Source organism: Streptomyces sp. NPDC018693 (genome assembly GCF_044391385.1).
Lineage (GTDB): Bacteria > Actinomycetota > Actinomycetes > Streptomycetales > Streptomycetaceae > Streptomyces.
Genome location: NZ_JBIRZZ010000006.1, coordinates 37,513 through 55,166, shown reverse-complemented (window position 1 = coordinate 55,166; position 17,654 = coordinate 37,513). Strand labels below are relative to the sequence as shown.

Genomic DNA, 17,654 nt, shown 5'->3' with positions numbered 1-17,654 from the left:
GCCGCTCACCGGCCCTGCCCCGCTGCGGGGTTCAGCGGAAGGCGTCCAGCCCGGTGAGCGCCTTGCCCAGCACGAGCTGGTGCATCTCGACGGTGCCTTCGTAGGTCAGCACCGATTCGAGGTTGGTGGCGTGCCGCATGACGGGATACTCGAGCGAAATCCCGTTGGCACCGAGGATCGTCCGTGCCGTACGGCAGATCTCGATCGCTTCTCGTACGTTGTTGAGCTTGCCGAAGCTGACCTGCTCGGGACGCAGGCGGCCGGCGTCCATGCGCCGCCCCAGGTGATGGGCGAGCAGAATCCCCTTGTGCAGTTCGACCGCCATGTCGGCGAGCTTGGCCTGGGTGAGCTGGAAGCCGCCGATGGGCCGCCCGAACTGCTCACGTGACGTCGCGTAGGCGACCGCGGTCTCGAAACAGGACCGCGCCGCTCCCATCGAGCCCCATACGATCCCGTACCGGGCGTGGGACAGGCAGCTGAGCGGTCCCTTGAGTCCGACGACGTCCGGCAGTACGGCATCCGCGGGCAGCCGCACGTCGTCGAGCACGAGCTCACTGGTGACGGAGGCGCGCAGGGACCACTTGTGCTTGATCTCGGGAGCGGAGAACCCGGGGCTGTCGGTGGGCACGACGAACCCCCGCATGCCCTCCTCCGTCTGCGCCCACACCACGGCGACACCGGCGACGGAGCCATTGGTGATCCACATCTTGCGCCCGTTGAGCAGCCAGTCCGCGCCGTCACGCTTGGCGTACGTCCGCAGGGAGGCCGGGTCGGAGCCATGGTCCGGCTCGGTCAGCCCGAAGCAGCCGATGACCTCACCGGAGGCCATACGGGGCAGCCACTGCTGCTTCTGCCCCTCGCTCCCGAACCGGTGAATGGCGTACATCGCCAGCGAGCCCTGCACGGACACCAGCGAGCGGATCCCCGAGTCGGCGGCCTCCAGCTCCAGACAGGCGAGCCCGTACTGCACGGCACTGGCCCCCGCACAGCCGTACCCCTGGAGCGACATCCCGAGCGCCCCGATCCCGCCGAGCTCACGAGCAAGCTCCCGCACCACGGGCAGCTCACCCGTCTCGTACCACTCGGCCACATACGGCACCACCCGCTCCGAGGCCCACCGCCGCACGGTGTCCCGCACGGCGAGGTCCTCCGGCTCCAGCAGATCGTCGATCCCGAGAGGATCAGCAGGGTCGAACGCAGCCACGAGGCCCCCAAAAACTAGCACCGCTAACTACAACACCACCCCCGACGTTACCGCCCCGCCCCCACCCACGCATCCCTCACGGCCCGACGTCGGCAATTCCCCGAACCCCACGCCACACGTCACACAGCGGCCCGCACCCGCCAGCGGCGAACCACCCCCACCAGCGACCTCGACCTCTGTCCCAAGTGGAAACGGGTGGCGCGTGGGTGGGCGAACCCCCTGGTCAAGCGGAGACGCGCGACTCCGCGACCTCCCGCGGCGCGGGCAGCTCCACCGGCCCCGCCTCGCACTGCATGACCCGCGGCAACCGCAGCGCCATGACCGCGCCGAGCAGCAACAACCCGGCACTCACCAGCAACGTCACATGCAGCCCGAACACAAAGCACTCCCGAGCCGCCTCCCGCAACGCATCCCCCGCCGAGCCCCCCAACTGCCCGGCCACCTCATACGCCTCCCCCAGCGAATGGCCGGCGGAGCGCGACGCCTCCTCCGGCACCCCCGGCACCGACGCCAACCCCGGCGCGTACGCCGCGTTCATCACGCTGCCGAGCAACGCGATCCCGATCCCGGCCCCCAGCTGGTACGACGTCTCGCCCATCGCCGCCGCACCCCCCGCCTGCTCGGCCGGCGCCTCGCTCAGCATCGACTCGTACGCCGCGAACAGCGTCGTCTCCAGCCCGAACCCCAGCAGCACGAACCCGAACAGCAGCAGCCCCGGATTGTCCGACTCGCCCATCGCCGTCAGCGTGATCACCGCCGCCGCCGTCAGACAGAACCCCCCGCACACCATCCGCCGCGGCCCGAACCGCCGCAGCAGCCGCGCCCCCGCGAGCCCCGCCGCCATCGCGGCGAACGTCAGCGGCAGCAGTCGTAGCCCCGTCTCCAGCGGCGACAGCCCCAGCACCAGCTGCAGATACTGCGCCGCGATCAGCTCAAGACCCACCAGCGCGAGCATCGCCAGCACGATGCACCCCACCGACGTACTGAACGCCGGCCGCGCGAACATCCGCAGATCCACCAGCGGATGGGCCCGCCGCCGCTGCCGCCGCACGAACAGCACCAGCAGCCCCACGCCCGCCACCAGCGCCAGCGCCGTCAGCGGGCTCGCGGCCGACTCCCCGCTCCCCAGCCGCTTGACGCCCAGCACCACACCGAACAGGCCGACCGCCGCCATCAGCGCGCCGACCACGTCCCAGGGTCCGTCCCCGTCACCCTTCGACTCCGGCAGCAGCATCCGCCCCACCGGCAGGCTGACCAGCATCAACGGGATGTTGACGAGGAAGACCGACCCCCACCAGAAGTGCTCCAGCAGAAAGCCGCCCAGCAGCGGCCCCACCGCCGCGCCGACCGCGGCCACCGCGCTCCAGATGCCTATCGCCAGCGCCCGCTCCCGCCGGTCCGGGAACACCTGCCGCAGGATCGACAGCGTCGCCGGCATGATCATCGCGCCGCCGACACCCAGCAGCGCCCGCGCGACGATCAGCACCTGCGCGTCCGAGGCGAAGGCCGCCATCGCGGACGCCACACCGAACAGCGCGTACCCGAGCAGCAGGACGCGTCTGCGCCCCACCTTGTCACCGAGCGTGCCGAACAGGATCAGCAGCGAGGCGCAGACGAGGGGGTAGGTGTCGACGATCCAGAGCAGTTCTATCGCGCCGGGCCGGAGATCCTCGGTGACGGCGGGCACCGCGACATGCAGCACAGTCGCGTCCACGGCGACCAGCAGCAGGCTGACGCAGAGCACGACGAGGACGACCCAGCGGTTGGCACCGGCCCCGGCCGCCCGACGGCGCAGCGCGAATGCGGCCGTGGTCGTCCCGGACATGTACGTACCTCCCAGGTGTTTCCCCCGTGTTCGGCGGGCTCGCGGGGTGGGGACGCCCCGCGACTCGGCCGGAGAGAAGCGGGGGGTCTCCGGCCCGCGCAGACGAACGACGAGTGACACGCAGCGTACGCGAGTTCGCGCGCCGACCACGTGGCGGACCTCTCACACTCCGGAGGAACCCCTGTGGCGTACGCCACTGCCCCACACCGGCGAGCACGCCCCGCCGGCCCGTCCGGTTCCGGGCCCGGTCGATAATCGGGCCCGTGAGCGATCTTGACACCCGCGCGGCCCCGACCTGCGCCCCCACCCTGCGCCGGGCGGCTCCGGCCCTCCTGGGGTACGCGGCCTTACGCGCCCTCGGCCTGCTCACGCTGGCCCTGTGGAGCGCCGCGCGCGACAAGAGCGCGTACACGCTGCTCACCGCCCGCTGGGACGCACTGTGGTACACGCGCGTGGCCGAGCTGGGCTACGGCTACGAGGTGCGGCTGCCGAACGGCGACGTGCACTCCAACCTCGCCTTCTTCCCGCTGCTGCCCTGGCTGGAGCGGCTGCTGCACACGGTGACGCCCCTGTCGTACGCCGACGCCGGTTTCGTCGTCTCCCTGCTCGCCTCGTTCGCCGCGGCCTGGGGGATCTTCGCGGTCGCCGACCATCTGTACGGCCGCGGGGCCGGCGTCTGCGCCGTACTGCTGTGGGCGGCCCTCCCGGTCGGGATCGTGCAGTCGATGGCCTACAGCGAGTCACTGTTCACCGCCCTCGCCGCCTGGTCCCTGTACGCCGTCCTCACCGACCGCTGGGTGACCGCCGGCGCGCTCGCGTCGCTGGCGGGCCTGACCCGCCCGGTGGGCCTGGCCGTCGTAGCGGCGGTATGGGCGGCGGGCATCTGCTCAGTCGCACGAGACCGAAACACAGCCGGCACAACAGAACCGGTACGGGACCCGAGCCCACCCGGTACTGCTCCGTTCGCGCGACCCCGAAGCGCGGCGCGTGTGCTCGGCGCACGCGCCCTGCGGCGCGCTCCCGGGGCCGTTGCCGACACGCCCCACGGGCGCATCCCGGCACCCGACGGCGCCCGGGGCGACACACGCGCCCCCTCGCTCACCACGCGCGCCCTCGGTCTCCTGCTCGCGCCTCTCGGCACCGCCGGCTACGTCCTGTGGGTCGGCCACCGCACCGGCAGGGGCCCGCTCGGCTATCTCGACGTCCAGGCCGGCTGGCGCAACGGTTTCGACGGCGGCTACGCCTTCGCCCGCTTCGTCGCCGACCAGTTCACGTCACCGCTGGGCGCCCTCGCGGGGCTCGGCCTCGTCATCGGCGTGGCCCTGCTGCTGTGGCTCTACGCCGTCTGCGTACGGCAGCGCCAGCCGCTCCCGCTGCTGGTGTACGCGGGTGCGGTCACCGCACTCGCCCTGTGCGCGTCAAGCTACTTCGGCTCGAAGCCCCGTCTGCTGCTGCCGGCCTTCCCCCTGCTGCTGCCCCTCGCCCGAGCGCTGGCCCGACCGCGGGCGGTCAGGTCGGCGCTGGTGGTGGGCGGTGCCGCGCTGGTGTCGGCGATCTACGGGGCGTGGTGGCTGAACGGCTCCGGTCCGCCGTGACCCGCCGCGATCCGCCGTGAATTGCGCGCCACCATTCGGTGAACCGTTTCACAAGGTGACTAAAACACGGGCCGCGATTGACCAAAGGAATTGAAAGCGCCGGCGTTCCCGGATTGCGCATTCCTTCAGGAATAAACATCATCCTGAGAGCAATCCCACATCACATCGTCATCACAAAGCCGTTGATTCGCCGGAGAAGAGAGCTCACTCGCTGTAACGTCGATTGGGTGCGTACCGAACGAAACCTCACCCGTCTGGACCGGGTGTTCGCCAGGCTGGACCGTGAGCCGGAACGACCGGCTCACATCGATGTGCCGAGGATGAGCCGGCACCGGGTGGCGCTGTTCGCGTCGACGCTGGCGTTCTACCTGGCGATCGTATGGCTCGTGGTGACGACGTCCTGGCTGGTCCGGCTGGACTGGCAGGTCATGTTCTTCCGGCCGTACCAGCAGTGGCCGGAGATCCACGCCTTCCTGGACTACTACGTGGTGCTCGGCCAGCGCGGCCCGACCGCGGTGATGGTCGCCGCCTGGCTCGGCTGGAGATCCTGGCGCCAGCACACCCTGCGCCCGCTGCTCACGCTGGGTACCTCGCTGCTGCTGCTGAACATCACGGTCGGCGCCGCGAAGATCGGCATGGGACGGCTCGGACCGCACTACGCGACCAACATCGGCTCGAACGAGATGTGGCTGGGCGGCGATATATTTCCGAGCGGTCACACCGCGAACGCCGTCGTGACCTGGGGCATCCTGGCCTATCTGGCCTCCACCGCGCGAGCCCGCCGCTGGCTGTCCGCACTGTCCGCGGTGACCTCGCTGGGCGTCGGCCTCACCACCGTCTACCTCGGTACGCACTGGCTGAGCGACGTCGTGCTCGGCTGGGCCGCGGGCCTGCTGATCCTGCTGGCACTGCCCTGGTTCGAGCCGCTGATCGCCCGTGCCGAGGCGTGGATCCTCGCCCTGCGCGACCGCTGGCGCGACCGCCTCACCGGTACGGCCCCGGCTCCGGTCGCCCCGGTCGCCGTGCCCGTACCGCTCACCTCCCGCCCAGCGACCGCGCAGGACGAGGCCCCCGCGGCCCGCGAGGCGGTCGGCGCCGCCCGTACACCCCCGGCCAGACCGCCGGCGTATCTCGCCCCGGGCCCGCACGGCGGCCGCTCGGAGCGCACTCCGGTCACGCCGGTCGGCAGCCGCAGACCGCCGCACGCCGACCGCGTCCCGCGCACCACGGCGACCTCGGCGGCCCGCCCGCTGAGCGGCGGCTGACGGACCGGCCGAGACGGCGGGGCCACCGGTACGCACACACTGGCCCCGCCGTCAGCCTTTCCAGGCGCGGGCCACCCGGCCGTCGCGCACCTCGAAGTTCAGCCGCCCCACGCGGTACTCCATGGTGATGATCGCTCCGGGCGGCAGCGAGCGCACCGTCGACCAGCCCCGGTCGCGGGCGAGCCGTTCAGCCCGCTCGGCATCGAGGCCGACGTAGCGGTCCGTACTGTCCTGGGGCTCCGGTGGCGGAGTGGGAATCGGTGACATACCGCCACGCTAGGCCCGGTCACCGCGCGTCCGGAAGCCCCGGCGCCACCTCGGTGGATCACTCCGGTCACACTTCTGTCACAGGATCACGACATCCGTTTTGACCGCACTCCGTCACCGTGATGGAACAATGGCATGCGCTGGCGTACGCCTTCCGCGCGTATTCGAACGTAATTCCCGCGTGTCGCGGCGACCCCGCCCATAACCCGTCGGAAAGCTCGCGGAAGAACCGTTCCGAGCGCCCGCCGGATTCGGATTCCGACAGTCCGCGGGAACCGGCACCCCATAGGAATTACACGGCTCCTCCACAGAACCTCCGTACGGGCCCGGGACGCGACGAGCGAAGGGGCGAGCGAGCGATGGGCACGGAGACCCTGGCGGCGACGGAGTCGGAACCGGCGAGCAGAACATGGGGTCGGGTGGTCGTGGACTGGCTCACCACCACCGACCACAAGAAGATCGGCCACCTCTATCTGATCACGTCGTTCGTCTTCTTCCTGGCCGGCGGGATCATGGCCCTGGTGATGCGGGCCGAACTCGCCCGGCCGGGGTTGCAACTGGTGGACAACAACCAGTTCAACCAGTTGTTCACGCTGCACGGCACGATCATGCTGCTGCTCTTCGCCACCCCGTCCTTCGCGGGCTTCGCCAACGAGCTGATGCCGCTGCAGATCGGCGCCCCGGACGTCGCCTTCCCGCGGCTGAACATGTTCTCGTACTGGCTGTTCCTGTTCGGCGGGCTGATCGTGATGGGTTCGCTGCTGGTGCCGACCGGGCCGGCCGCGTTCGGCTGGTTCGCCTACGCACCGCTCAACAGCGAGGTGCGCTCGCCCGGGATCGGCCCCGATCTGTGGATCATGGGTCTGGCGCTGGCCGGCTTCGGCACGATCCTCGGCGCGGTCAACTTCCTCACCACGATCATCGGGATGCGCGCCCCCGGCATGACGATGTTCCGGATGCCGATCTTCACCTGGAACACGCTGTTCACATCGATCCTGATCCTGATGGCGTTCCCGGTGCTGGCGGCCGCGCTGCTGTGTCTGGAGTCGGACCGGCGGTTCGGCTCGCACATCTTCGACGCGACCAACGGCGGGGCACTGCTGTGGCAGCACCTGTTCTGGTTCTTCGGGCATCCCGAGGTGTACATCATCGCGCTGCCGTTCTTCGGGATCATCACGGAGATCATCCCGGTCTTCAGCCGCAAGCCGATCTTCGGCTATCTGCCGCTGGTCGGCGCGACGATGGCGATCACGGGGCTGTCGGTGGTGGTGTGGGCGCACCACATGTTCGCCACCGGGGCGGTGCTGCTGCCGTACTTCTCCTTCCTGAGCTTCCTGATCGCGGTGCCGACGGGGGTGAAGTTCTTCAACTGGACCGGCACCATGCTCAGGGGCTCGCTGTCCTTCGAGACGCCGATGCTGTGGTCGGTGGGCTTCCTGGTGACCTTCCTGCTCGGCGGGCTGACGGGGGTGATCCTGGCGTCCCCGCCGATGGACTTCCATGTCACCGACTCCTACTTCGTCGTCGCCCACTTCCACTACGTCGTGTTCGGCACGGTCGTCTTCGCGATCTTCGCCGGGTTCTATTTCTGGTGGCCGAAGTTCACCGGCAAGCTGCTCGACGAACGGCTCGGCAAGATCCAGTTCTGGACACTGTTCGTGGGCTTCCACACCACCTTCCTGGTGCAGCACTGGCTGGGCGCCGAGGGCATGCCGCGCCGCTACCCCGACTATCTGGCCGCCGACGGCTTCACGGCCCTGAACACGGTGTCGACGATCGGCGCCTTCCTGCTGGGCCTGTCGACGCTGCCGTTCCTCTACAACGTGTGGAAGACCGCCCGGTACGGCGAGAAGGTGGAGGTCGACGACCCCTGGGGCTACGGCCGCTCCCTGGAGTGGGTGACCTCCTGCCCGCCGCCGCGGCACAACTTCACGACGCTGCCCCGGATCCGCTCGGAGTCCCCGGCGTTCGACCTGCACCATCCCGAGCACGCGGCGCTGGAGACGGAGCCCGGTCCAACGCCCGGGACAGCCGGTCCCGGACGCTTCTGATCGCGTCGGTCAGCCCGGCCGGCTCCAGCACCTCGAAGTCGAAGCCCATCAGCACGATGTGAATGACCATCACATCGAGGTTCGCCGCACCGGTGCGCAGCACGCAGGTGTCGGGCCCGTCGGCCTCCAGTGTCCCGGCCGAGGGGGAGATCCGCTCGGCGGCCTCGGCGAGGGGCACCAGCAGCCGGACGGCCGCCTGGGTGGCGTACGCGCGTGTGGAGACGCCCTGGGAGACGTAGGCGGCGAGGTCCTCGGCGGGCGGGCGGCGCGGCACGAAGCGGGGGCCGTGCGGTGGCCTGGGCGTGATGCGGTCCACGCGGAAGGTCCGCCAGTCGGCGCGGTCGACGTCCCAGGCGACCAGGTACCAGCGGCGCTCGCTGCACACCAGGCGGTGCGGTTCGACCGTACGCCGGGACACGGCGTCGTCGCCGTCGCGGTACTCGAAGCGGAGCCGCTCGGCGTCCCGGCACAGGTGGGCCAGTTCGGTGAGGACTGCCGGGTCGACGGCGGAGGGCTGCGGGCCGCGCAGCATCGGCACGGTGAAGGCGTTCAGCGCGCCCACCCGGCGGCGCAGCCGGTGCGGCAGCACCTGCTCCAGCTTCGCCAGGGCCCGTACGGACGTCTCGCCGATGCCCTCGATGCCCTGCCCGGCGGCGGTGCGCAGGCCGACGGCGACGGCGACCGCCTCCTCGTCGTCCAGCAGCAGCGGCGGCAGTTCGGCGCCCGCGCCGAGCTGGTAGCCGCCGCCGGTGCCGGGGCTGGCGTTGACCGGGTAGCCCAGTTCGCGCAGGCGGTCCACGTCCCGGCGGACCGTGCGCGGGGTGACACCGAGCCGTTCGGCGAGCGCGGCGCCGGACCATTCGCGGTGGGCCTGGAGCAGGGACAGGAGGCGCAGGAGTCGTGCCGAGGTGTCCAGCATGGGATCAAGCCTGCCAGGCACCACTGACATCAGGGCGTGTAGGCCAGTTGCGGCACCTCGAAGCAGTTCTCGGTCATCTCCCCCTGGGAGACCCAGCCCTTGCCGTCCCGCCAGCGGGCCACCGACAGACAGGCGCGGCTGGTCCGCGGCGGCTCGGCCCGCCGCTCGAAGGAGACGGGCAGCAGCAGTCCGTCGGCGATGTAGCCGTCGCTGCGGCCGATGCGACCGTCCACGCACGCGCGCGTGACGCCCCCGTCGGCCGCGCACTCCTTGGCGGCCCGCGTGAACCACATGGCCGCCGCCCAGCCCTCCAACTGCCACTGGGAGTGCGTCCGCAGCCCCTCGGTGGCGTCCCGGAACTCGCGTACCGCCGGGTACGAGGTCTCGTCGTGGTTGCGGCTGGAGCCGGTCGCCCACAGGGCGTTGCGGCAGCGCGGGGCGTTGCGGTAGTCCTCGGGCACGCCGGACGTCCAGTTCTGCACATTGGTCACCTTGGCGGTCACCTCGGCGCCCACGGCGTCCATCGCCTCGCACAGGCGCGCGTTGCCGTGGGTGTCGAGGGCGTCGAAGACCAGGTCGGCGCCGCGCCGCTTCAGGTCGGCCGCGACCGCGCGGAAGTTGGGCAGCGCGAAGTCGACCTGCTCGGTGACCACCGTGTAGCCCTCGGCCTTCAGTCCGCGCTCCACGAGCCGGGCGTAGGCGGCGGACGCGGCCTGGTTGTACGACACCACGGCGGCCGTGCGGGCGCCGTGCTCGCTCTTGAAGTACCGGTAGACCTCGGTGCCGCCGTACAGCCTGCCGTCCCAGCCGGTGGTGCCGTCGCGGGGCGCGCTGCTGCCGTAGATGCTGTACAGATGCGGCCAGGTGTCGTAGGCGGGCCCGATGGGCTGGCCGCCGATGTCGGGCACGCGCGCGCGGGAGACGCGGGAGGCGCCCGCGTAGTCGAGGGCGGTGGTGGCGACCAGGGCGATGACCTTCTCCTCCTCGACCAGCCTGTGCACACACGTGTTGTTGCCGACGCCGCTGCCGCCGTCGTCGCACTCCCGTACCTCCACACGGCGGCCGTCGATGCCCCCGCGCGCGTTGAGGCGGTCGAAGTACGCCTTCGCGCCGTCGCGCGGCCCGGTGAACGCGGCGCCGCCGACGGGGCTGGTGGCGCTGGTGATGATGCCGACCCGCAGCGGAGCGGGGGCCGCCGGCCGCGAGGCCCGCTCGAAGTCGCTCTCCGGCAGCCGGCTGCCGCAGGCCGCGCTCAGCAGGAGCAGCAGCGCGGCGGCCGTGGTCTCAGCAGCCCGGCAACGCCGTCGGGGAGCCATTCCCGCTCAACGCGACCAGGGCGCACAGGGTGCTGACGGAGACCTTCCAGGTGCCGTCCTGCTGGACCGCCTTCCCCGAGGCGTCGGGCAGGGCGGTGGCGCCGGCCACGAGCAGGTCGTACGTCACGGTCGCCTCGGTCGGCGAGGTGAACTCGACCTTCGTCACCTCGGCCTGTGACTGCCCGCCGCGTTCGTCGCCGCTGAACGCCCGCAGGACCGGGGCCATCTGATCGCCGTTCTCCAGGACGTCCTGCTTGTCCTCCACGGAGGTCTTCGGGTCGAAGAACTTCTCCCAGTTCTGCCGGACATCCCGCTCGGCGGCCGCGCGGTCCGCCGGTGCGGTCGGCGAGGCGGTCGGCAGTTCGGTCTCCGTCTGTGCCGGAGGCGGGGTGAGCGTCGGGGTCGCCGTGGTCCCGTTGCCGCCGTCGTCGTCATCTCCGCACGCCGCGAGGGCCGGGGCGAGAATCAGGACGAGGGCGGCCGCCAGTGCCGTTCCCCGTCCCGCCGTCCCCCTCTTGAGGTCACTCCCGAGAACCATATGGGTCACCACCGGGTAGAGGTCCGGGCCCCTCGGGCCCGCTGCTTTCAGGGTCGGCTCACAACGGGCATAGTGCAAGCCATCGGACATACGACGTGGGGAGCCAGCGATGCGAACCGTGCACCCCGTCCCTTGGGCCGGCTGGGCCGCGCTCGCCGCCGGCGCGGTGCTGTGCGTGATCGGCTGGTACGGCGTCTCCGGCGAGCGGTTCGCCGAACGGCAGCTGCCCTATCTGGCGTCCTGCACGGTGCCCGGCGCGGCGCTGATCGTGGCCGGGGCGGTGCTGCTCGCACACGCGCGTGACAGCGTGGCCGCCACCCGTGTGGAGGAGCTGTACGGGCTGTTGGTGGCCGCCGAGCCCGACAGCGGGAAGGAGGGGTCCGCGCGGCCCGCCTTCGCGCCGATGGCGGTCAGCGGGGAGCTGCGGATGGTGCCGGGTGGCACGCTGTGGCACCGCGCGGACTGCCCTCTGGTCGCCGGGAAGGCGGAGGCGGTCCCGGTGGACGGCGTGGTGCTGGCCAGGGGGGAGCTGGGCCCGTGCCCGATCTGTGAGCCGGACTCGGCGGACGACTGAGCCATGTCCTCGCTGACGTACGACCTCACCCTGGCCGGTCTGTCGGTCGGCAGCGCGGCCGCGCTGACCGGGATCGGGCTGATCGTGACGTACCGCGCGACGGGCGTGCTGAACTTCGCGCACGGGGCGGTGGCGATGGTGTGCGCGTACGCGTTGCGGCAGTGCGTGGTCGAGTGGGGCTGGCCGTTGTGGCTGGGGGCGGTGGTGGTGCTGCTGGTGCTCGCCCCGGCGATCGGGGTGGTGCTGGAACGGTTCGTCTTCCGGCCGCTCGCCGTGCTGGGCGGCGATCCGGCGCAGCGTCTGGTCGCGTCGATCGGTGTGTTCGTGCTGCTGGTGGGCGGGGCGGCGCTGGTGTGGGGCCAGGGGGCGCGGGCGGACGCGCCGGAGCTGGTGTCGGTCGCGGAGCCGTGGGGTCGGCTGGCGGTGGTCCTGGTGCTGGCGGCGGGGGTCTCGGCGGCGATCCGCTGGACGCGTTTCGGGCGGGAGCTGCGGGCCGTGGTGGACGACCGGCAGCTCGCGGTGCTGGGCGGGATCGACGCGGACCGGGTGGCGGCGGCGGGCTGGGCGTTCGGCTCGTTCACAGCGGGTCTGACGGGCGTGCTGCTGGCGCCGTACGTCCGCCTCGACCCGTACGGGCTGCCGCTGCTGGTCATGGAGGTGGTCGCGGTCGCGGTGGCGGCCCGGATGCGCAGCCTGCCGGTCGCGGTCGTGGTGGCCCTGGGCATCGGGGTCGCGCAGAGCCAGCTGACCCGGCTGCGTCCGGCGGGCTGGGGCGAGCCGCTGCTGCAGGCGGTCGGCACGAACCTGTTCGTGGTGGCGCTGCTGGTGGCGGCGCTGGTCCTGCCCGGCGTGGGCACCCGTGACGCGCTGCCGCGCACGGCCACCGCGCGCGTGCCCACCCCGCCGGGGGCGTGGATCGTGGCTGTGGTGCTGTTCCTCCTGCCGCTGGGCTTCGCGGGCTCGGACCTGCACACGTCGGTGCAGGTGCCGGCGCTGGGCGTGGTCCTGCTCTCCCTGGTGGTGGTGACCGGCCGGGGCGGCCAGATCTCGCTCGGGCAGGCCGCGTACGCGGGTCTGGGCGCCCTCTTCACCGCCCTGCTGGCCGCGGGCCGCTTCCCCGGTCTGCCGCGCCTGCCGGAGCTGGCGGCGCTGGCGGTGGCGGTGCTGCTGGTGGCGCCGCTCGGCCTGCTGACGGGCTGGCCGGCGATCCACCGGCACGGCCTGGCCCTGGCCCTGGCGACCTTCGCGGTCGGCGTCGGCGTGAGCCGCTTCGTCTTCGCCCAGCCGTACGCCACCGCCGGGCTCTCCGTGCGCCGCCCGGCCGGCTTCGACGGAGACCGCGCGTACTACGTCCTCGAACTCACCCTGCTGGCCGTCGCCCTCCTCGCCGCCCGGGCGCTGCGCCGGGGCCGCGTCGGCCGGGCGCTGGCGGCCATGCGCGACCACGAGGCGGGCGCGTCGGCGGCGGGCGTCCAGGTGCCGTCCCTCAAACTGCTCGCCTTCGTCTCCGGCGCCGCCCTCGCCGCCCTGGGCGGCGCCCTCCTCGCCATGGGCCTGCGCGCCTTCGACCCCGGCGCCTACGACCCCGTCCGCGGCCTCCTCTGGTTCGCCGCGGTGGTCGTCCTGGGCGCCGACAGCACCCTGGGCGCCCTGGCCGCCGCGGCCCTCCTGGTGGGCCTGGACGCGGGCACCCACGGCGGCGTCGCGGCAGCCGTGGTGGGCGTCCTCGCGGTCCTGGTCGGACGCTTGCCCGGGGGACCGTACGAAGCGCTGCGCACGCTGAGCCGCCGACAGCACGTCAGCCGCCCCCTGACCTCAACGGGCCAGCGGGCCCGCAGCCGGCTCCGAGCGGGTCGGGAGGCCGCCGCGGAGGGGGCGGGAGCAGCTGCGGCCGAGGGGGCGGAGCCGCTCTCCGATACGCCGAAGGAAATGGGGCGAGGCCCCACCACGGCACACGGGACGGGAACGGCCACGCCCCCGCAGTCACCCCCGCGCACTCCCCTCGGCCCGACGCCCCGTACCCCACGACGCCCCGCCGCCCCTCTCCTCACCGTCCGTCGTCTCCGTGCCCGCTACGGCGGCTTCACCGCCCTCGACGGGGTCGATCTGGACGTCGGGGCCGGGCGGGTCACCGCGGTGGTGGGGCCCAACGGGGCCGGTAAGAGCACGCTGTTCCACTGTCTTGCCGGGACGCTCCGGCCCGTGCGCGGGAAGGTGAGGCTCGGGAAGCAGGACATCACGCGGCTGTCGGCGCATGCCCGTGCCCGGCTGGGGATCGCACGGACGTTCCAGCAGCTGGCGGTCTTCCCGTCGCTGACCGTGGCGGAGAACGTCCGGGTGGGGGCCGAGCAGGGCCGGGTACGGGATCCGGCGGCGGTGGAGCGCGCGTTGGCGCTGTGCGGGCTCGCCGGGCCGGTGCGGGAGGCGCCCGCGGCCGGGCTGCCCACCGGCACCCTGCGCAGGGTGGAACTGGCCCGCGTCCTGGCGGGCGGCCCCCGCGTGCTGCTGCTCGACGAGCCGGCCGCCGGTCTGGACACCGCCGAGGTCACCTCCCTGGCCCGGCTCCTGGCGGCCCTCGCCGCCGACGGCACGGCCCTGCTGGTCGTCGAGCACGACCTCGACCTGGTCGCCGGCCTCGCCGACGTCGTGCATGTGATGGCGGCGGGCCGGATCGTCGCCTCGGGCCCGCCCGACCGGGTCCTGGATGTCCTGGGCACCCGGGAGGCCCCGGCATGACCCTCTCGCTGCGCCACGCGCGCGTGCGCTACGGCCCCCTGGAAGCCCTGCACGGCGTCACCCTCGCCGCCCCCTCCCCGGGCCTCACCGTGCTGCTGGGCCGCAACGGCAGCGGTCGTACGACGGTGCTGCGGGCGCTGGCCGGGGCGGTGCCGCTGACGGCGGGCTCGGTGGTCTGGGACGGCACCGACGTCACGCGCGTGCCCGCGTTCGAGCGGGCCCGGCGCGGGCTGTGCCTGGTTCCCGAGCGGCGGGCGGTGTTCGGCTCGCTGACCGTCAGGGAGAACCTCGAACTGGCCTCCCCCGCCCTCGACTCCGCGCTCGCCGCCTACCCCCGCCTGGAGGCCCTGCTGCCGCGCCGCGCCGGCACCCTCTCCGGCGGCGAGCAGCGGATGCTCGCCCTGGCCCGCGCCCTGCCCGCACGCGCGCGCGTACTGCTCGTCGACGAGCCCGCGCAGGGCATGTCCCCGGCGGTCGCCGCCCACACGTACGCCCTGCTGGCCTCGCTCGACGCCTGCGTCGTCGTCGCCGAGCAGCGCCTGCCGCCCGCCCTGCGCGGCCGCCCGGGGTTCGTGTACGAACTGCGGCGCGGCGCGGTCGTGTTCAGCGGGGAGACGGGCGAGTGGGTGTCCCGGACGGCAACAGCGGAGGGCCGAGCAGGGCCGGGGCGCGGCCTCGGGCCCGCCCCGAGTGCTTCGGAATGACCGGCGGGGCGCCCGCCCTCAGCCGATCGGACGGGGGCCGACCGTGTCCCTGTTCGCCCGGTGGAGCACCCGCGTACGCGAGGCCGCCGTACTCCTCCCGGGCGGGCTGCCAGAACTGCAGCCCGCCGTAGAAGCCGTTGCCGGTGTCGAGGTGCCAGCGGCCGCCGCTCTCACACTCGGCGACACAGCCCCAGGGCGAGCGGGCGGCGGCCGTGCGGAACATCGGCCCACGGTGGGCGGCCCCTCGCCGAGCCGTGCCTCGGACGGCGGGAGCCCCACCCGGTCGGCTGACCGGGTGGGGCCGTCGTGCCGTGGGCTCACGCCCAGGACCGGGGGACCCGTCTCAGAAGACGAGGCGCTGGCCGGGCACGATCAGATCGGGGTCACCGCCGATGACGGCCTTGTTGGCCGCGTACAGGCGCTGCCACGTGGTTCCGTTGCTCTCGGCGATCGCGCTCAGCGTGTCGCCCGCACGGACGGTGTAGTCGCCGCGGGACGCGCTGCGGGTGGTGTGCCCGGTGGAGCGCTCGGGTTCCTGTGTGGGCTTGGCCGGCTTCGAGGCCGAGTCGGACTTCGGCCTCGGCTTCGGATTCGGCTTCGAAGCGCCCGACGTGCCCGACGAGCCGGTCCCCGGTGCGCTCCCGTACGCTCCGGCGCGCGCCGAGCAGGTCGGCCACGCGCCCCACCCCTGGGCGCGCTGGACCTTGGTGGCGACGGCGATCTGCTGTTCCCTGGTGGCCTTGTCGGCGGTCGGGGCGTAGGCGGTGCCGCCGTACGCGCGCCAGGTGGAGGCGGAGAACTGCAGTCCGCCGTAGTAGCCGTTGCCGGTGTTGATGTGCCAGTTGCCGCCGCTCTCGCACTGGGCGATGCGGTCCCACACTCCGCCGTCCGCCGCGGCGGCGTCGCCGGTCGCGGCCAGCAGCCCCAGCGGGGCGAGCAGCGCGGCCCCGGCGAGGACCGCCGTGGTACGCGCCTTACGAGCGTTGTCGCGGTTGGTATGGGCACATTCGGACATGTCATTCCTCTCGACAGCGGTGCTCGTTGCACACGGCGGAGGAATGTAGGGAGTTTGACGAGCCGTTATCAACCAACCTCCCGTTGTCGCAGGCCAGTTCACCGTTACCCCAAGTAGCAGCGAATTCCGGGCGCCCGTCATGTCCGGCAATTTCTCGATATGACAACCAGCGAGCCGAGCAAACTGTGAGTCTGTTCACGGCGCCAATCTCCGTTACCTTGGCGTTACTTGACAGTGAGTGCTCAATTCCGCACCAAACGTGACCGTCCGCGCCCGACGGTTCGATTCCGTTCGCCGTACAGCGTGACTCCCGCCACAGATCGCCCGTTGTCTCCTTCATGAGCCGGGGAGCCACCCGGCCTACCGACGCACCACACTCCGAGGGAGCCACCCGTGCCGCGCATGCTCGACGTCAGCGACGAGGTACGCGCCGAGATCGGCGACGAAGAAGCCGACCGGCTGCTCGCCGGAGAGAACGCCCCGGGCAGTTACGACTGCACGTCCTGCCGCACCCCGGGCGACTCCGAGCACGAGCGCACCAGCACCGTCCTGTTCATCGGCGACGAGACCGCTGTCCTCGCCTTCGCCCACGCCACCTGTCTGCCCTCCCAGGTCGTCCAGGTGACCGAGGAGCAACTGCGGGGCGCCGTCCGTTCCATCAACGGCGACACCGTCGACCTGGAGCCCCAGAAGGTCGTACCCGAGCAGGCCGTGCTCGGGGTGACCAGCGGACTCGTGCTGATCGCCGGGGAGTTGCACCCGGCGCTCGTCGTCGAACCGACCGCGCCGATCGTGCGCCCGGGCGCCACCGGCACCGGGGACGACTTCCTGCCGCTGCTCATCGAGCAGGGGTTCATGCCGGTCACCGAGCTGTCCGAGGTGCCGCCGGTGCAGCACGGCTGGTCCGTACTGCTGGCCATGGGGCAGCTGCACGCGGTGCTTCAGCCTTCGCCGAACGGGGGACAGTCGGTGGCCTGGTGGCAGGCGCACCAGCCGCTGCAGGTGACCGAGGGATGGCGGTCGGCCGCCAACAAGCACCAGCAGGTGCTGATGTTCGCCGCTCCGGTGGGGTCCATCGGGCGGCAGCCGCGTGAGGATCTGATGCGGGACGCGCTCGACAAGGCGGCCGCCCATGGGAAGTTGGTCGCGGCCGCGCTGCCTCTCGCGGGCACGTGAGGGAGACGCTCGCACCGCATCTCTTCCCGTTATCGGTCGTTTTGACTTACGTGCACGCATACGACGCTCCCCGCCGCCCCTCCTTCCCGTCGATCCCTTCCGCTCGACCGGGTCAGGATCCCCTCGGCGGCCCATCGGCCACGCCGATCTACGACGCGCTCTACGCGGAGTACGTCAAGTCGTTCCGCTCGCTGCCGGGTGATCGCAGCGGTGAGGAGGAGCTGGTGTTCAGCGCCTTCGAGTCCATCCCGAGCAGCACGGGAGCGTACGAGAGGCCGCGGCCGGGATCGTTCAGCAGCTCCTACGGCGCCTACAGCGCGGGCGCGCAGAGCGCGCGGCAGGGTCTGGAGCAGCAGGGGCAGTGGCAGCGCGTGGGGACGCTGGGGCAGCAGCAGACGGCGACCATGCGGCCGGTCCCTGCGGCACTGCCACCGGGACCACGCAGGGGCTACTGACGGCGGGACGAAGC

The 17,654-nt window shown here is 72.3% G+C and carries 15 protein-coding genes and 1 pseudogene; 8 read left to right on the top strand and 8 right to left on the bottom strand.

All coding sequences use genetic code 11. From position 1 onward, the window contains the following. Positions 1 to 31: 31 nt before the first annotated feature. Together ACH5AC_RS17645 and ACH5AC_RS17640 are read right to left on the bottom strand one after the other, a co-directional pair. The gene (locus tag ACH5AC_RS17645) at positions 32 to 1,204 is read right to left on the bottom strand and encodes an acyl-CoA dehydrogenase family protein (protein ID WP_398862761.1); all 1,173 of its coding nucleotides are present in this window, start codon (positions 1,202 to 1,204) and stop codon (positions 32 to 34) included. A 223-nt stretch (positions 1,205 to 1,427) separates the two neighbouring features. After that, positions 1,428 to 3,029 (bottom strand): MFS transporter, encoded by a 1,602-nt coding sequence (locus ACH5AC_RS17640; protein ID WP_398862760.1) that lies wholly within the window; start codon positions 3,027 to 3,029, stop codon positions 1,428 to 1,430. A gap of 263 nt (positions 3,030 to 3,292) precedes the next feature. Here ACH5AC_RS17640 and ACH5AC_RS17635 point away from each other — a divergent pair, with 263 nt between their 5' ends. Together ACH5AC_RS17635 and ACH5AC_RS17630 are read left to right on the top strand one after the other, a co-directional pair. After that, positions 3,293 to 4,624 carry a hypothetical protein gene (locus ACH5AC_RS17635; RefSeq protein ID WP_398862759.1) on the top strand — a complete coding sequence of 444 codons (1,332 nt, stop codon included), beginning with the start codon at positions 3,293 to 3,295 and terminating at the stop codon, positions 4,622 to 4,624. Between the two features lie 227 nt (positions 4,625 to 4,851). After that, on the top strand, positions 4,852 to 5,889 hold the full coding sequence (locus tag ACH5AC_RS17630; RefSeq protein ID WP_398862758.1) for a phosphatase PAP2 family protein: 1,038 nt from the start codon (positions 4,852 to 4,854) through the stop codon (positions 5,887 to 5,889). A 51-nt stretch (positions 5,890 to 5,940) separates the two neighbouring features. Here the strand turns inward: ACH5AC_RS17630 and ACH5AC_RS17625 are convergent, their stop codons facing one another. Next, positions 5,941 to 6,156, bottom strand: coding sequence for an I78 family peptidase inhibitor (locus tag ACH5AC_RS17625; RefSeq protein ID WP_398862757.1), 216 nt, complete (start codon positions 6,154 to 6,156; stop codon positions 5,941 to 5,943). 359 nt (positions 6,157 to 6,515) lie between these two features. Here ACH5AC_RS17625 and ctaD point away from each other — a divergent pair. Continuing rightward, positions 6,516 to 8,195, top strand: a pseudogene (gene ctaD, locus ACH5AC_RS17620) (cytochrome c oxidase subunit I); the annotation flags it as partial. Here the strand turns inward: ctaD and ACH5AC_RS17615 are convergent. From ACH5AC_RS17615 to ACH5AC_RS17605, 3 genes are read right to left on the bottom strand one after another with little or no spacing between them, the layout of a single operon-like run. Continuing rightward, entirely contained in the window at positions 8,086 to 9,126 is a 1,041-nt protein-coding gene (locus tag ACH5AC_RS17615; RefSeq protein WP_398862756.1) for a helix-turn-helix transcriptional regulator, read from the bottom strand. The pseudogene ctaD and the gene ACH5AC_RS17615 sit on opposite strands and share 110 nt — an antisense overlap. 29 nt (positions 9,127 to 9,155) lie before the next feature. Then, positions 9,156 to 10,442: an ABC transporter substrate-binding protein gene (locus tag ACH5AC_RS17610; RefSeq protein ID WP_398862755.1), complete on the bottom strand. Its 1,287-nt coding sequence runs from the start codon at positions 10,440 to 10,442 to the stop codon at positions 9,156 to 9,158. Beyond that, the gene (locus ACH5AC_RS17605) at positions 10,411 to 10,980 is read right to left on the bottom strand and encodes a hypothetical protein (protein WP_398862754.1); all 570 of its coding nucleotides are present in this window, start codon (positions 10,978 to 10,980) and stop codon (positions 10,411 to 10,413) included. Before ACH5AC_RS17605 ends, ACH5AC_RS17610 begins: the two co-directional genes overlap by 32 nt. A gap of 109 nt (positions 10,981 to 11,089) precedes the next feature. Between ACH5AC_RS17605 and ACH5AC_RS17600 the strand changes: the two genes are divergently transcribed. Genes ACH5AC_RS17600 through ACH5AC_RS17590 form a run of 3 tightly spaced genes read left to right on the top strand, consistent with a single transcriptional unit; the run spans position 11,090 to position 14,994 of the window. Continuing rightward, the gene (locus ACH5AC_RS17600; RefSeq protein ID WP_398862753.1) at positions 11,090 to 11,554 is read left to right on the top strand and encodes a hypothetical protein; all 465 of its coding nucleotides are present in this window, start codon (positions 11,090 to 11,092) and stop codon (positions 11,552 to 11,554) included. 3 nt (positions 11,555 to 11,557) lie between these two features. After that, complete coding sequence (locus ACH5AC_RS17595; protein ID WP_398862752.1) at positions 11,558 to 14,290, top strand: ATP-binding cassette domain-containing protein; 2,733 nt, start codon at positions 11,558 to 11,560, stop codon at positions 14,288 to 14,290. Then, on the top strand, positions 14,287 to 14,994 hold the full coding sequence (locus ACH5AC_RS17590) for an ATP-binding cassette domain-containing protein (RefSeq protein WP_398862751.1): 708 nt from the start codon (positions 14,287 to 14,289) through the stop codon (positions 14,992 to 14,994). Before ACH5AC_RS17595 ends, ACH5AC_RS17590 begins: the two co-directional genes overlap by 4 nt. Here ACH5AC_RS17590 and ACH5AC_RS17585 read toward each other — a convergent pair. Both ACH5AC_RS17585 and ACH5AC_RS17580 read right to left on the bottom strand, forming a co-directional pair. After that, positions 14,894 to 15,217: a transglycosylase family protein gene (locus ACH5AC_RS17585; RefSeq protein WP_398862750.1), complete on the bottom strand. Its 324-nt coding sequence runs from the start codon at positions 15,215 to 15,217 to the stop codon at positions 14,894 to 14,896. The two genes, ACH5AC_RS17590 and ACH5AC_RS17585, sit on opposite strands and share 101 nt — an antisense overlap. 120 nt (positions 15,218 to 15,337) lie before the next feature. Beyond that, positions 15,338 to 16,009, bottom strand: a complete 672-nt coding sequence (locus tag ACH5AC_RS17580; RefSeq protein ID WP_398862749.1) for a transglycosylase family protein — start codon at positions 16,007 to 16,009, stop codon at positions 15,338 to 15,340. A 393-nt stretch (positions 16,010 to 16,402) separates the two neighbouring features. Between ACH5AC_RS17580 and ACH5AC_RS17575 the strand changes: the two genes are divergently transcribed. Beyond that, positions 16,403 to 17,185 carry a hypothetical protein gene (locus tag ACH5AC_RS17575; RefSeq protein WP_398862748.1) on the top strand — a complete coding sequence of 261 codons (783 nt, stop codon included), beginning with the start codon at positions 16,403 to 16,405 and terminating at the stop codon, positions 17,183 to 17,185. Between the two features lie 50 nt (positions 17,186 to 17,235). Then, positions 17,236 to 17,640: a hypothetical protein gene (locus ACH5AC_RS17570; protein WP_398862747.1), complete on the top strand. Its 405-nt coding sequence runs from the start codon at positions 17,236 to 17,238 to the stop codon at positions 17,638 to 17,640. Positions 17,641 to 17,654: the final 14 nt, after the last annotated feature.